Source organism: Urbifossiella limnaea, from assembly GCF_007747215.1.
GTDB lineage: Bacteria > Planctomycetota > Planctomycetia > Gemmatales > Gemmataceae > Urbifossiella > Urbifossiella limnaea.
Genome location: NZ_CP036273.1, coordinates 5,010,740 through 5,025,648, shown reverse-complemented (window position 1 = coordinate 5,025,648; position 14,909 = coordinate 5,010,740). Strand labels below are relative to the sequence as shown.

Sequence of the window (14,909 nt, the reverse complement as noted above, 5' to 3'; positions counted from 1 at the left end):
TACGGCACCTCCACCGACGAGACACCATGACCGACCCCGAACCCACGCCCCCCGCCGAGCCCGCGGTGCCGCCGGAGCCGGCAGCGGTCGAGCCGCCGAAGCCCGAACCCGTCGCCGAGTCGAAGTTCGCCGGCCTCGGGCTCGACGCGAAGTTGCTCGCCGCGCTCACCGTCCTCGGGTACGAGGAGCCGACGCCCATCCAGAGGGAGGCGATCCCGCTCGTCCTCCAGGGGACCGACATCGTCGGCCTCGCCGCCACCGGCACCGGCAAGACGGCCGCGTTCGCCCTGCCGCTCATTCAGCGCCTCGCAGCCAACACCTCCAAGGTGAAGCCCGCCGCCCTCATCCTCGTGCCGACCCGCGAGTTGGCGATGCAGGTGGCCGAAGCCGTGCACAAGTACGGCCGGCCGTACAGCACCCGCGTGCTGCCTGTGTACGGCGGTGCCGCCATGGGCCAGCAGGCCCGCGCGCTCGACCGCGGCGTCGACGTCGTGGTCGCCACGCCCGGCCGCGCCCTCGACTTCCTTCGCCGCGGGACCCTCAAGCTCGCCGGCGTGTCGGTCGTCGTGCTGGACGAGGCCGACGAGATGCTCGACATGGGCTTCGCCGAGGACATCGAGGCGATCCTCAACGAGACGCCGAAGGAGCGGCAGACGATGCTGTTCTCGGCGACGATGCCGCCGCGGATCGAGGCCATCGCCCGCAAGCACCTCCGCGCCCCGGCCACCGTCCGCGTGTCGCAGGAGCCCGTCGCCCCCGGGCAGATGCCGAAGGTGAAGCAGGTCGCCTACCTCGTGCCGCGGCAGTACAAGCTCGCCACGCTAGTCCGCGTCCTCGACGTGGAGGCGCCCGCGGCCGCGCTCGTGTTCTGCCGCACGCGCACGGAAGTGGACGAACTGACCGAAACGCTCGCGGCCCGCGGCTACCGCCCCGAGGCGCTGCACGGCGGCCTGTCGCAGGAGCACCGCGACCGCGTCATGCGGATGTTCCGTAGCGGCACCGTGGACCTGCTCGTGGCCACCGACGTGGCCGCCCGCGGGCTCGACGTGGAGCACCTCACGCACGTCGTGAACTTCCACATCCCGGCGGAGGTGGAGACCTACGTCCACCGCATCGGCCGCGTGGGTCGGGCCGGCCGCGAGGGGACCGCGATCACCCTGGCCGAGGCGAAGGAGCACCGGCTGCTGAAGAACATCGAGCGGGTGACGAACCGCAAGATCGAGGTCGGCCGCGTGCCGACCGTGGCCGACCTGAAGGCCCGCCGCATGGAACTGACCCGCCAGGCGATCCGCGAAGTCATCGAAGGCGGTGAGACGGACCAATTCCGCGTGATCGTCGAGACGCTGTCGGCGGAGTTCGACGTCGTGGACATCGCGCTTGCGGCCGTGAAGCTGGCCCACGACGCCGAGACGGGTGACGCCAAGGACGCGGAGGTGGAGATCCCCGCCCCGCCGCCGCTGCGGGAGCGCTTCCCGGCGCCGCCGCGGCCGCAACGCTTCGACGGGCCGCGGCAAGGCGCCCCGTTCTACCCGCAGGGGGCGCCGCCGTTCCGGCAGGAGCCGGGCGGGCCGCCGCGGCCGAACCCGCGCCGCGGCGACGGCGGCCCGCCGACGGCCCGGCTGTTCTTCAGCCTCGGCCGCGAGGCGGGCATCCTGCCGCGCGACCTGGTGGGGGCGATCGCCAACACCGCGGGCGTGCCGGGTCAGGACATCGGCGCGATCGAGGTAACGGACCGCTTCTCGCTGGTGGAGGTGCCGGAGGACGCGGCCGACTACGTGGTCGAGTGCATGCAGGGGGTGCGGCTGCGCGGCCGGCCGGTGATGTGCCGCCGCGACCAGCGTGAGGGTGGCGGTGGTGGTGGCGGTTTCCGCCCCGGCCCCGCTCCGGGCGGCCCCGCCGGCTTCCGGCCGGGCGGCGGCTACCGGCCTGCGGGTGGCGGCGGGTTCGGCGGCCCGCCGCCGGGTGGTGGGGGCTTCGGCGGTCCGCCGCCGCGCGGCGGCTTCGGCGGCCCACGCCCGCGGCCGTGGGCGGAAGACGAAGAGTAAGCGGCGTCGCGCCAACGCCGTCTGCGTGGCGAGTTAACAGATCCCGAGCGGGGTCGCGTCAGCGCCCCGTGCGAACCCGTTGCTTGAAGGCGCGGGTTCGCACGGGGCGCTGACGCGACCCCGCTCACTTGCTCACCGACCCCACCAACCGCCCCACCGCGGCCGCCCACCGCGGCCGGTCCGCGGCGCACAGCGATGTGTGGCCGACGCCGTCGAACACCACCAGTTCCTTGCGGTCGGGCAGGGCCTCGAAGATCGCCCGCCCCTCGGCCGGCGTCGCGTTTCGGTCGGCGCCGCCGTGCAGCACCAGCGCCGGCACGCGGCAGCCGCGGGCGTACTCGGCCGGGTCGTGGGCGAAGGCGTCGAACCCGCCGCGGACGCTGCCCCAGAACACCAGCATCTCCGCCCCCGGGAACGACGGCAGGCCCATCAGCGCGAAGCGGTTCCGCACCGTCGTCAGCGTCCGCGCGAACACCGCCTCCACGACGATGCCGTCCGGGTCGGCCCCGAGCGCGCCGACGGCCCGCAGCACCGCCGCGCCGCCCATCGACTGCCCGAACAGCACCACCGGCCCCGGCAGCTTCCGCTCACGCGCGAACCGTAGCGCCGCGGCCACGTCCCGCGCTTCGTCGTGGCCGAGGGTGCAGTCCGAGCCGTCTGACCCGCCGGCGCCGCGGAAGTCCACCACGAGCGCCGCGTACCCGAGTTCCACCACGGCCGCTGCCTCTGGCAGCAGCGCCGACCGACACGCCGCGTAGCCGTGGAACAGGATCACCGTCCCCTTCGCCCCCGGCGGCGCGACGAGCCACGCCTCCAAGTTCACGCCGCCGGCGGCGAACCGCACCGTCTCCGCTGACAGCCCGCTGTCACTCGGCGTTCGCCCAAGCGCCGGCCGCGGCACGGTGACGCCGAGCGCCAGTGCCTTCGCCTTGCCCCACGCTGTTAGCCCCTCGGGCGGCGCCGTCTTGGCGCCGTCGGTGGCGAACGCCAGCATCGCCCGCGCGTGCCGGTACGCCACCACGTTCACGAGCACCACCCCCGTGAGCAGAACCACCGCCGTGGTCCGCCACGGGTGCCGGCGGGCCCACGCGAAGCGGCGCGTCATCGCCCCCTCCGCACGGCGACCAGCACCTCGTCAAGCTTCCCCAGGAAGCGCGAGCGGTCCTTTGCGCTCATGGGCGACGGCCCGCCGCTCGCCTCGCCGCGCGCGCGGAGTTCCTCCATCAACTCGCGCATGCCGAGGGCCGCGCCGATCTCGTTGTCGGTGATCTCGCGGCCGCGCGGGTCGAGCACCCGCGCCCCCTTCAGCAGCGCCCGCCCGGCCAGCGGGATGTCGGCCGTCACGACCACGTCTCCGGGGCCGCACACCTCGGCGATGTGGTCGTCGGCCGCGCCGAACCCGGTCCGCACCACCAGCTCGACGAGCGGCCCGGCGGGCACGCGCATGTGCGAATTGGCGACCACGACCGTCAGCACCGTGTACCGGGCGGCGACGCGGTAAGCCTCGTCCTTCACGGGGCAGGCGTCGGCGTCGAGGTACAGTGTCGGCACGGGCACTCCAGTTGACGGCCGTCCGCCGGCCGGGTCTGATGCGCATTCTACCGATCGAACCGGGTCTACGAGATCGAGTCCGTCGTGGGCCAGGTCGCCCGCGAGCTGAAACTCGTGGCGCGGGTGTGGGACGAGGGCTCGGACAACCGGCCGGGAAAGCTGGCGTCTAGCGGTGTGGTACTAGCGCGGACCGGGGTCAAACGGAAGCCCAGCGTGCCGAACTTCTTCGAGATTCCGATTTGACTTCCCGAAGTGGGAGCTTACGGTTCGTTTGTACACCTCTTCGCCCCGTCCCTGTCTTCACACCCAGGTGCTCGCATGGCCGCCGCCGGCACCGGGGCCGCACGCCCCGCTATCGCCGAACTGCCGATCGACGAGCTGGTCCGCACCGCGCGGGCCGGCGCGGCCACGGCCCTGGCCTTCGCCGATTCGCGGGCCGCGATTGCCGCGTCGTTCACCGCCGCCGTTCGGGCGCTGCGGCGGCTGTTGAAGTCCGAGCGCGAATCGACTGCCTTCCGCGCCGCCGACGCGCTCACCCGCGTCTGGATGAGTTGCCGCCGACACCGCCGTCGCGCCCACCTATCCCACGCGGACGCCCGGGAGCAGCCCCGGCAGCATGTCCAGCCCGCCGTCCGCCTGCGGGTCGGCGGCGTTCAGGGCGGCGTTCCCGTACACGAACACGGCGCCGGTGTCGCCGGAGCCGGTGACCAGGTCCGTGCGGCCGTCCCCGTCGAAGTCCTTGGCGGTCACCTGCACGCCGCCGCGCAGGGTCGTCGGCCCGGCGAAGAAGTTCGCCACCGGCGTCAGGGTGTTGCTGGTCACCAGGTCGAAGCCGCTGAGCGTCAGCACGCGCGGGGCGCCGCCGGGGCCGGCCCCGCCGATCACGTCGCCGTACCCGTCGCCGTCCACGTCGCCGACCGTCACGAACACGCCGTCCCGCAGGTCCGGGGCGAACAGGAAGAAGTCGTTGAACAGCTTCTTCGGCTCCTGGCCGGCCGCGACGCTCGCGCCGTCGTAACCGGCGACGCGCGGCCCGCCGCCGAACCCGGCCGAGACCAGCAGGTCGGCCACGCCGTCCGCGTTCAGGTCGCCCACGGCCACGCGGGCGCCGCCGCGGAAGTTCGGGTCCTGGATGCCGAAGAAGCTGGCGAGCTGGGTGCCCGTCGCGCCGTCGAACACGAGCACGCGGGCGCCGCCGCCCTGGTCCGGGGTGACGACGATCTCCGACTTGCCGTCGCCGTTCATGTCGCCGGCCGCGACGTACACGCCGCCGGTGAAGCCCTCGAAGACGTCGCGCGAGAACAGCGTGGCGCCGGTCACGCCGTCGAGGACGCGGACTGCGGCGGGCACGCCCGGGGCCGTGCCGGCGATCACGTCGGGGACGCCGTCGCCGGTCACGTCCGCCACCGCGACCCGGACGCCGAACGGCGATTCGTCGCGGGTGAACGGCTGGACCGTGCCGCGGACGGAGCCGTCGGCCTCGAACAGGGTGACCGTGCTGCCGGTGACGGCGGCGTAGACGCCGGTGCTGTTCTGCCCCTTCGGCAGTGCCGGGAGTACGGTGACGCCCGCAGTACCCGTGCTGTCGAGGAACCCGCCGGTACCGGCGAACGCGGCGGTTACCGCGTAGCCGCCGGCGGGTACGCCGGTGAACGCGACCGCAGCGCCGAGTGCCGGCACGGTCTGCGTGAAGCTCCCACCCGGACCGCTAAGGGTGACCGTGACCGTGCCGCTGACCGGCACGCCGGCGGTGTGCGAGACGAGGACGCCGATCGGCAGCAACTCGCCGGCGCGGACCGGCTCGCCCGGCACGGTGACGACGGTTGTCGTTGCGTACTGCACGGCGACGACCTCGCCGGCCGGCGAAGCCAGCGTCGGGTTCCCGGCGGCGTCGGCAGCGGCGCCCGCGGCGACGGCAACGGACACGCCGCCGGGCCGGGTGATACCACCGACCGTGACCAGGAACGTGGTGCCGCTTCCGCTGACACCGGTGACCGTGCCGCCGGCCGTCCCGACGACGCTCACCGCTGCCGGGTCGAGCGGGCCGACCGCCTGCGTGATGGTGACGGTGAAGGTGACGCTGACGCCGCCGGCGGTGCCGAGCACTGTCGCGGCCTGGCTGGGGCCGCGGGTCACGCTCACCGCCGGGCGCGTGGTGTCGACGGTTACGGTGACCGGCGCGGAGTCGGAGACGTTCCCGGCCGCGTCGGTGGCGCGGGCGAACACCGTGTGCGGCCCGTCGCCGAGGAGACTGCTCGTGATCGTCCAGCCGGCCGCCGTGGCGGTCGCGGTGCCGAGCCGGGTGCTCCCCTCGAAGAGTTCGACGGTCGCGCCGGCTTCGGCGGACCCGGTGAACGTCGGGGTGGCGTCGGCGGTGACGCCGTCGGCCGCGCCGGTGTCGCTGGCCGGGTCGAGAGCGGGGCTGCCGACGGCGGGCGGGACGGTGTCGAGTGTCACCGCGTTGTCACCGCCCGTGGACCCGGTGTTGAGGTTGCCGGCCACGTCGGTGACGACGCCGGCGGGGACGGTGAGTGTGACCAGCCCGTCGGCCGAGAGGCCGGACACGGTGACGACGAACGTCTGCCCGTCGCCGCTGACACCCACCGTCGCCCCGGCCGCGCCCGGCCCGCCGAGTTGGACGCCGCCCGGCCCGAATCCGACGACCTGTTCGCTGAACGCGACCGCGAACCGTACCGACTGCGAGTTGGTGACCGCGGCTTGCCCGGCGGCGCGGGCGACGGTGACGGTCGGGGCGGCGGCGTCCACGGCCAGGACGCGGCCCGTCGCCGGCAGCACCGGGGCGTTACCCGCGGCGTCGGTAGCAGCGGCCCCGGCCCTGAGCCGCAATTGGAGCGTGCCGCCCGACGTCGGCGTGACCGCGAGCGTGAACCGCTTGCCGCCGCTGATGGTGTTTTCGGTGACCGCCCCGACCGTGGCGCCCGCGCTGCCGGCGTTCTCGAAGTCGCTTGCGGTCAGCGTGCCGAGTACGCCGCCGGCGTCGAGTACGTCCACGGTGAATGTGACCCCGACGTTCAGGGCCACGACCCCGTCGGCGTCGCCGTCGGTGATCGAGACGGTCGGCCGCACGTGATCGACGGTCGTGAAGCCGCTCGCGGCGGGGAGCCCGCCGACGGCGTTACCGGCCCCGTCGGAGATGACCGTGTTCGCGCCCAGCACCAGACCGACGGTTCCTTCTCCGACGCCGGTGGCGACCGTGACGGTGAACAGGCCGGCCGTTCCGGGCACGATGCTGAGGATGCTCGCACCAGGGGCCGTGCCGGTGACGGCAAAGAAGACGAAGCCGCCGGCCGCGTCGGTGTCCACGCCGAGTACGGCTTCGCTGAAGCCGACGGTGAACGCGACCGTGCCGGCGTTCGTCGGACCGGCGACGACGGGCGTAATGGTGACGGTCGGCGCCGCGACATCGACCGTGAAGGTGGTGCCGGCGTCCGCAGCAAGCGCGTTGCCGGCCGCGTCGGTGACGCCGGAGCCGGTTGCGGTCAAGGTCAGGACGTAGACACCGCCGACGCCGGTGAGCCCGGCGAGGTTGCCGAGCGCATAGACGGAGCCGCCACCCGACAGCTGAGCGACGGACAGGTTGATCGGGAGTCCGTCGCGGGTCAGGGCGAAGTCGGTCGCGTCCAGGCCAGTCACGGCCTGGTCGAACGTTACGGTGATGCCGCCGACGGGCGTGTTCCGCAGGGCCGGCGTCGGCGCCACGATTGTGGCGGCCGGCGGCGTGCGGTCGAGGTCGTACACTTCGCCCGTGAATCCGCCTGTGACGAGGCTGTTGCCCGCGGTGTCGGTCACGGTGGCGGCCGGCCGCAGGTCCAACCGGAGGGTGCCGCTGCCGCTGCCGGTGCTGACCAACACCGTCCAACTCGTGCCTCCCCCGCCGACACTTGTGATCGACGCCCCGCTCAGGCCGGTGGTGACGATCGCGAAGTCGCCCAGGTCCACGCCACTAACGGCTTCCGAGAAGATCACCGCGTAGCCGACCGACGAGGCATTCGTGGGTGTCGAGCCGAGGCGGGTGATGCCCGTGACGAACGGTGCTGTCAGGTCGAGCGTAACCGTCGGGGACGAGACGGCGACCGCGGACAGGTTGCCGGCGGCGTCTGCCGCGGCGCCGGCGGGCACGATGAAGCCGACCGTCCCGTCGGCGGTCAGGCCAGACACGGCGACGAGGTACGTCCGGTCGTCTCCGCTCGGGTTCGTGACCGACGTCGTGGCGGTGGCGATCCCGCCGGCCGTGCCGACGAGTGCGACGTCGGCCGCTTCGAAGCCGGAGACTGGTTCCGAGAATGTGACTACGTACCGGACCGGCTGCTCGTGGGTGGGCGTTGGCTGGCCGGCGGCGAGGGCGATGCTCGCCGTCGGGGCGGTCCGGTCGATGGTGATCGCGGCAGCGGTCGTGAACCCGGTGGCGAGCGGATTCTCGGCGGCGTCGAGAATCGTGCCGTCGTTCAACACGTCGAGCCGGAGCGTGCCGTCTCCGGTGCCGGTGCCCAGTGTCACGGTGTACGTGCTGCCGCTACCCGACACCGACACCGCCCCGGGTACGATAGAGCCCGTTGTGGTGACGAAGAAGTCGGCGCCGCCTACCCCGGTCACGGGCTCGGAGAACGTGACGGTGTAGGCGACGGTCGCGGCCGCGGTCGGGCTCGAGCCGACGGGCACGACCGACAAGACAGTCGGGGCGGTTCCGTCCGCGGCGAGCAAGGTGGTATCGGTGACGGGGACGCTGAGCGGGTTACCGGCCACATCGATGACCACAGGGGCGGCGAGCCGCAGGCGGAAGTCGCCCTCGCCGGTCAGGGTCACGTCGAACGTGTAGGTGGCAACCGAGTCGAACGTGAACCCGCTGACGCCGAACGGCGCCGCGCCCGCGGTGACGGCGTTGGTCACGTCCCCGGGCGTGAGCCCGAGTACGCCAATGCCGGTGTCGTCGGCGAAGGTGACGGTGTAGCGGACCGCTTGGTTCACACGGATCACCGCACCCGGGGCATCGTTCGAGACCGCGACGGTCGGGGCGAGGCGGTCGAGTGTGTAGACCGCACCGACGACGGTCGCCGATGCGACGACCGGCGTGAGGTTCACGTTCGACACGTAATTGAGGCCGAGGTCGCCCGTGCCGGCCGCAGGGGTGCTCGCGGTCACGTCCCAGGCGACGGCCGGCGCCGCCCCGCCGACCGGAGTTGCGTTGGTGATCGCGGCGCCGGCGGCGAACGACCCGACGAGTGCGAAGTTCGCGGCGGTCACACCGGAAACGGGGTCGGAGAAGTTGACACGCCAGGTGACCGGGGCGGTCGTGTTCGAGACTGCCACCGACGGTGTCAGCCGCGCGATGGTCGTCACCTCGGGCACGTTCACGGTGAAGTCGACGGACGTGACTGGGCCGATGTTGCCGACGGTATCCCGGCCACGGGCCTCGACTCGGTAGCCGCCGGCAGCGGGGAAGTTGGTGAACGCGAAGGCGTCGGACCAGGTTGTGGTGCCGGTCGCGGCGAACCAACTCCCGGTGGCGGCGAACGCCCCGCCGTTCCACACCAGGCCGCCGGCCGTGAGGACACGGAATTCAACAAGTTGCACGCCCGCCCCGCCGTCGGCCGCGCTGCCGGCGAGGCCGCCCCAGCCGGAAGCGGTGACCGTCGAGCCCGCGGCTGGAACGCTGATCGTGACGGTCGGCCCGGTCGCGTCCAGGGTGAAGGACGTGACGTCGGACGTTCCCACGTTCCCGGCCACATCGCGGGCGGTCGCATCGAGGGTGTACGTGACTCCGTCCGCGAGGTCAGCTGGGTTGAAACTGTACGACCAGTTGCCGCCGGCGATGGAGGCGAGCACGGACGCCGAGCCGCTCACGAACGCAACTCCGTTCCACACTAAGCCGTCGGAGGTGCGGGTCAACGTCAGGCTCACGGTGGCGACGCCGGACGCGGCGGCGCCGGGGTCGGCCGTGGTGCCTGTGAAGCCGGTGAAACCGACTGGATTCACAAACGACCCCGCAGTGGGCGTCGTGATTGTCTGACTCGGGATGGCTGCGTCCCACGTGAACGACCGGCTACCGGGTGCTGCCTGAACGTTCCCGGCGCCGTCGGTCGCGGTGCTCGTGACGGTGTACGTCACCCCGTCAGTGAGGGCAGCCGTGGGGAGTGTGTAGGACCACGAGCCGGCTGATACCGTTGCGGCGACGCTCGTGGGGGCCGCCTGCCAGGTGCTGCCGTCCCAGAAGAACCCGTCCGACGACCGAACGATGCGGACCGCGACGCCAGCGACGCTCGAACTGCCGGAGTCGCTGACGATGCCCGCGATCTGACTCGACGCCGGCCACGCGGCCGGCCCGACGAATGCGGCGACCGGTGTCGTGACAGCGGATATCGGGGCAACGTCGTCGAAGCTGAACGTCCCCGACGCGGGGCTGCCCTGCTCATTCCCGACGGCGTCCACGGCAGCCGCGGTAACGGTGTAACTGACATCGTGGGCGAGCTGGGTCGTTGGCACGAGCAGGGACCAGGCACCGCCGGCCGGCGTCACCGCGTTCGTAAACGCGCCGGCGGCCCAGGTCTGGGTCGTCGAGTCGTAGCTGAAGCCGTCCGCGGAGCGTGTGACGACCACGTGAACGACCGCCACGCCAGCCGGGCCGGTGTCCGTCGCATCTCCGCCGACATTTCCGGACCAGTTGCCGGGGCCGAACACGCTCCCGGCGAGCGCGACGGTCGCCGCGGCCGGGGCGGCGTCCCACTGGTAGGCCACCGCTACGGCCGTTCGGTCGTTTCCGGCGGCGTCGGTCGCCGTGCTGCTGATCGTGTACGTGAGACCGGTGTCCTGAGCCGCGGGAGGGAAGGGGACCGACCACGCCGTGCCGCTCACCGCCGCGGCGAGGCTGCCGCTGCTGGCCCACGCGGACCCGGTCCAGAACATCGAGTCCGACGAGCGCCGGATGGTGACAGACACGGACGGCACCGTGCCGCCAAGGGCGTCGGCCGCGGTGCCGCTGACGGAGCCGCCATAGCCGATGGGGCCGACGACGCTGCCGTTCGCGGGGCTGATCGTGGCCACGGCGGGTGCGGTCTTCAGGACGGTGAACGCCTCACCGGTCGTGAACCCGACGGCGAGCGGGTTGCCGGCCGTGTCCGTGATGCCACCTGCCGACGAGATGTCGAGCCGTATTGTGCCGTCGCCGCTGCCGGTCGCCACTGCGACGGTGTAGGTCCGGGCGTTCACCGGCGTCACCGACGTGACGCTCGCGCCCGACAGGGTGCCGGTGCTGCTCAGGGAGAACGCGCCGAGCGCCGGGGTGCCGACGTCCTCGTCGAAGGTCACGGTGAACGGCGCCGACGCGGCATTCGTCGGGTTCGCCGCAGCTCGCACCACACTGGTGACCGATGGCGCCGTGTTGTCCACGGTGAACGTGGCGCTCGGGCCGGCGGACGGGGCCGGGTTGGTGGCCCCGTCCGCGGCGGTGTTCGGCGCGATCGAGATGCCGAGCGTACCGTTCCCCGTGATGCTGGTTAGCGTGACCGTCCGGGTGTTGCCGCTTCCCGTCACCTCGATGGTCGCGGTCGCGCCGCCGGTCGGGTCCAATGTCACCTGCCCGGGTACGAGGCTCGGAGTCACCCCGTTTGCGTCGGAATAGGTGATCGTAAAGGATACCGGGCCGCCGCGGGTCAGCGTGACGGACGGCGCACCGATACTCACGGTCGGGGCGGTGCGGTCGAGGGTGAAACTCTCGCCGCTGGTGAACGTCGTCGCCAGTGCGTTCCCGGCCGCGTCCGTGATGGACAGATTGGCCGGCACGTCGAGCCCCAAGGCGCCGTCGCCGCTGCCGGTGTTCACGTCGACGAGGTAGTTGCTCGGGCCGCCCGTCACCGGGCTGACGACGGAAAGCCCCGTCAGCGACGCGCCCACGGGCGTGAAGCCGGCCGGCGAGACCCCCGAGACGGCTTCGCTGAAAGTGACCGAATACCGTACCGTCGCCGCGTTCGTGAGCGCGCTCCCCACCCGGGTCACGGCCATGACCGTCGGGGCCGTGTTGTCGACGGTCACGGCCGTACTCGGGCCGGCCGCCGTCGCCTGATTGCCGGCCGCGTCCGCTGCCGTGCCCGGCGGCAGGCTGATGCTGAGCGTGCCGTCGCCCGTAATTCCCGTCAGCGTCACCGCCCGCGTGTTGCCACTGCCGCTCACGCTCACGGTCGCGTTCGCGCTGCCGGTCCGGTTCAGCTGAACCTGTGCCGCCAGCAGCGTAAACGGGATGAGATTCGTGTCGGTGTACGTGACCAGGAACGACACCGGGCCGCCGGCCGTGAGCGTCGCGGAGGGCGCTCCGATCGTGACGGCCGGGGCCGTCCGGTCGATCGTGAACACCTCGCCGACGGCGAACGGCGCCACGGCGTTCCCGGCCGGGTCACGTACGGTGGACCCCGCCGGCACGTCCAGGCGTACTGTGCCGTCGCCTGAGCCGGTGTTCACCGTCACCGTGTACACCGTCGGGCCGCCGGCCACGCTCTCCACGGACACGCCGGACAGCGTGCCGGTCGTCGTAGTCGTGAACGGCGTCGCGCCGAGACTCACCGCCTCGCTGAACGTCACCGTGTACTGCACCGTGCCCGCGTTGGTCACGCTGGCGGCGCCGAAGCGGTCCACGCTCACCACCGTCGGCGGCGTGTTGTCGACCTGAACGGTCGCGCTCGGCCCGGCGGCCGCGGCACTGTTGGTGGCGTTGTCGGAAGCCGTGCCCGCCACAAGGCTGATACCGATGGAGCCGTTTCCGGTGATGCCCGTGAGTGTCACCGTTCGCGTGTTGCCCGAGCCGGACACGCCGACCGTCGCCGACACCCCGCCGGTCGGGCTCAGCGTCACGTCGCCAGGAGCCAACGTGATGTTGTCTGCCCCCGTGTACGTCACGGTGAAAGACACGGGACCGCCCGCGGTCAGCGACACGGACGGCGCGCCGATCACGACCGTCGGAGCGGTCTTATCGACGGCGTAGTCGGCCGTGGTGACGTTGGTCGGCAGGTTGATGAGCGTCGGTGTCACGCCGGCAGCGTCGGTCGCGTTCAGACGGAGCGTGCCGTCGCCGGTGCCGGTCGAGGCGGTCACCGTCCACTGCGTCGCGGGTGCCCCGCCGACCGGGACGACCGAGGTGATCCCCTCGCCGGTGAGGCTGTTCGACAGGTCCGTCAGCGTGAAGTTCGTGTCGGCCAACCCGGACACGGCCTGGTTGAACGTCACCGTCCAACTGACCGCGGCGGCGTTGGTGTCCGGCCCGGCCGTGCGGACGATCGACGACACACTCGCCGACGGCGCGACGACCACGCTGTACGACCGGCTACCCGACCGGCCGGCGCCGTTCGTCGCCGTGATGGTGAAGTTGAACGTGTTCGCCACGCTCGGCGTGCCGGTGATGGTGCCGCTATTCGTGTCGAGTGTCAGCCCGTCGGGGAGGGCGCCGGCCGAGACGGAGAACAGGTACGGAGCGACGCCGCCGGCGACGGTGACGGCTTGGCTGTAGACGACTCCGAGGGTGCCGTCGGGCAGGCTCGCCGGGCTCAGGACGAGCGGCACGACGAGGGTGTAGGGGCGGGTTCCGGTGCTGCCAAAGGCGTCGGTGGCCTGCACCGTGAATGTGTACGTGCCCGACAGGGTCGGCGTGCCGGTCAGGGCGCCGGCGCCGGACAAGGTTAGCCCGTCGGGGAGGGCACCCGCGCTGACGTTGAACGCGAACGTGTTACTCCCGCCGGAAGCGGTCACGGACTGGGAGTACGCCGTCGAGAGGACCGGGTCCGGCAACGTCGCCGGCGAGACCATGATCGTGGCCGAGTTGACGGTAAGGCTCACCTCGTCGGTCGTCGCGCTGCCACTACCGTTCGTGTAGACGGCCCGGTACAGGTTGCCGCTGAGCGACACGTTGGAACCGGTGACGGTCAGCGTGTTCGTGTCCACGCCGCTGTAGACGCCCCCGTTGATCAGGTCCGTGAAACTGCCACCAGGCACCTTAACCTGCCAGATCACGCCCGGCGTCGGCGAACCGCTCGCGGCCGCGGTGAACGAGGCAACTCCGCCCGCGGTGACCGACTGGTTCGTCGGCTGGGTGGTGACTGAAGGCGCCGCGCTACCTGAACCGGTGGAGAACACGACATCGTCGAGTGCGAGGCCGTCGTCACTACTTGTGACGTTCAGGTCAACCCAGCGGAATACGAGCAGCTGGCCCACGGCCCAGGCGCCCGACGAAAACTCGAGCGTGAATGACTTCGCCAGACGACCCGCTGCGTTTCCGTCGATGCTGCTTACCGCGGTCGAAGAGATGATCGCGGAGGTGGCGTCGAGATCGTTGATTGGTATCCATGTCCCGCCCGAAGTAATATCGATGGCGCCGAGTTGAAACGCGAAGTCGAGATGGTCTTCAAACGACGAGCCCCCTCCCCGCCGGTACTGCTCGCTGTTGAACGACACTGTCAACGTCGTGATCGGGTTGGCTGAGTCATTTCGCAGCACGACGCCGATGGTGGAGGTGAAGCTCCCGCTTAGGAGGGTTCCGAAGGCTCGATCTGTCGGAACCGCAGCGGTCGCGAAGTTGTACGCCCCACCGGCGTTACTCGAACCCGTACCGGCGGTCAGCGGGAAATTTGTTGTATTTGCATCGGTGCGGTCAATCGCCCAGCCGTTCAGACTCGCCACCGACACAGGCGCCTCGTCCAGGTACTGAACTTCTGCCCCGTTGAGGTTCGTGATCGTGGTAGTGCCCAAGGCGTTGAAATTCTGGGTGTATGTCGCACCCGTGAAGCTTACGAAAGATGCTGGAACATCACGCGCTTCCAACCCCTCCAGACGAAGTATGACTGGCTCGATGGCTGCGAGACGCTTCTTGGTTGATGTCGTGCGGCGCATGGGTGCCACTCCGGGGTGCGGCAGCGTGGTGGGTTGTCTTGATCGGCCAGCAGTCGAGTGAGTCCGGCCGCCCGCAAAGGGGAGAGCGAGGGCGGCTAACGATCCGTGTCGTGTTTCGGTACGGTGATGATAAATAGGACCGACCAGGCGCTTAAGGGTGACTTTGCCGTTTCACCCAATTTTTACCGTCAGGACGACGGCATTTCCGACACGCGGACAGTGAAATGGAACGACTCCGAGGGGTTGCCTCGGAGTCGTCGAGTTGCGGGGGCGGGAATTGAACGCCGCGACCTGCAGGTTATGAGCCTGCCGAGCTACCACTGCTCTACCCCGCACACTCATCTTAAGCTCGGGGCCGGGAGAGTCAACCCGCCCGCGGGTTTATTTTCGGCCTCGTCGCAAAATGCAACCGGGCCGCGGGATACC

5 protein-coding genes and 1 tRNA gene are annotated in these 14,909 nt (G+C 71.3%); 2 read left to right on the top strand and 4 right to left on the bottom strand.

Features of this window, described 5'->3' with window-relative positions:
* Positions 1 to 26: 26 nt before the first annotated feature.
* The gene (locus ETAA1_RS20475; protein ID WP_145241745.1) at positions 27 to 2,045 is read left to right on the top strand and encodes a DEAD/DEAH box helicase; all 2,019 of its coding nucleotides are present in this window, start codon (positions 27 to 29) and stop codon (positions 2,043 to 2,045) included.
* A gap of 124 nt (positions 2,046 to 2,169) precedes the next feature.
* Here ETAA1_RS20475 and ETAA1_RS20470 read toward each other — a convergent pair whose 3' ends face one another.
* The gene (locus tag ETAA1_RS20470; protein ID WP_145241743.1) at positions 2,170 to 3,150 is read right to left on the bottom strand and encodes an alpha/beta hydrolase; all 981 of its coding nucleotides are present in this window, start codon (positions 3,148 to 3,150) and stop codon (positions 2,170 to 2,172) included.
* A complete protein-coding gene (locus ETAA1_RS20465; RefSeq protein WP_145241741.1) occupies positions 3,147 to 3,596 on the bottom strand; it encodes a YaiI/YqxD family protein in 450 nt (149 codons plus the stop codon). The genes ETAA1_RS20470 and ETAA1_RS20465 overlap by 4 nt, the downstream gene beginning before the upstream one ends.
* An 84-nt stretch (positions 3,597 to 3,680) precedes the next feature.
* On the opposite strand from ETAA1_RS20465, the gene ETAA1_RS32225 reads away from it, so the two are divergent.
* Positions 3,681 to 3,839 (top strand): hypothetical protein, encoded by a 159-nt coding sequence (locus tag ETAA1_RS32225; RefSeq protein ID WP_202920291.1) that lies wholly within the window; start codon positions 3,681 to 3,683, stop codon positions 3,837 to 3,839.
* Positions 3,840 to 4,175: 336 nt separating this feature from the next.
* Here ETAA1_RS32225 and ETAA1_RS20460 read toward each other — a convergent pair whose 3' ends face one another.
* On the bottom strand, positions 4,176 to 13,808 hold the full coding sequence (locus ETAA1_RS20460) for an Ig-like domain-containing protein (RefSeq protein ID WP_202920290.1): 9,633 nt from the start codon (positions 13,806 to 13,808) through the stop codon (positions 4,176 to 4,178).
* 937 nt (positions 13,809 to 14,745) lie between these two features.
* Positions 14,746 to 14,818: transfer RNA gene (locus ETAA1_RS20455), tRNA-Met, on the bottom strand.
* Positions 14,819 to 14,909 lie beyond the last annotated feature (91 nt).

Excerpts from the sequence above, each read along its gene's own strand:
- ETAA1_RS20475 (WP_145241745.1), top strand. The coding sequence starts at position 27 with ATGACCGACCCCGAACCCACGCCCCCCGCCGAGCCCGCGGTGCCGCCG.
- ETAA1_RS20470 (WP_145241743.1), bottom strand. The coding sequence starts at position 3,150 with ATGACGCGCCGCTTCGCGTGGGCCCGCCGGCACCCGTGGCGGACCACG.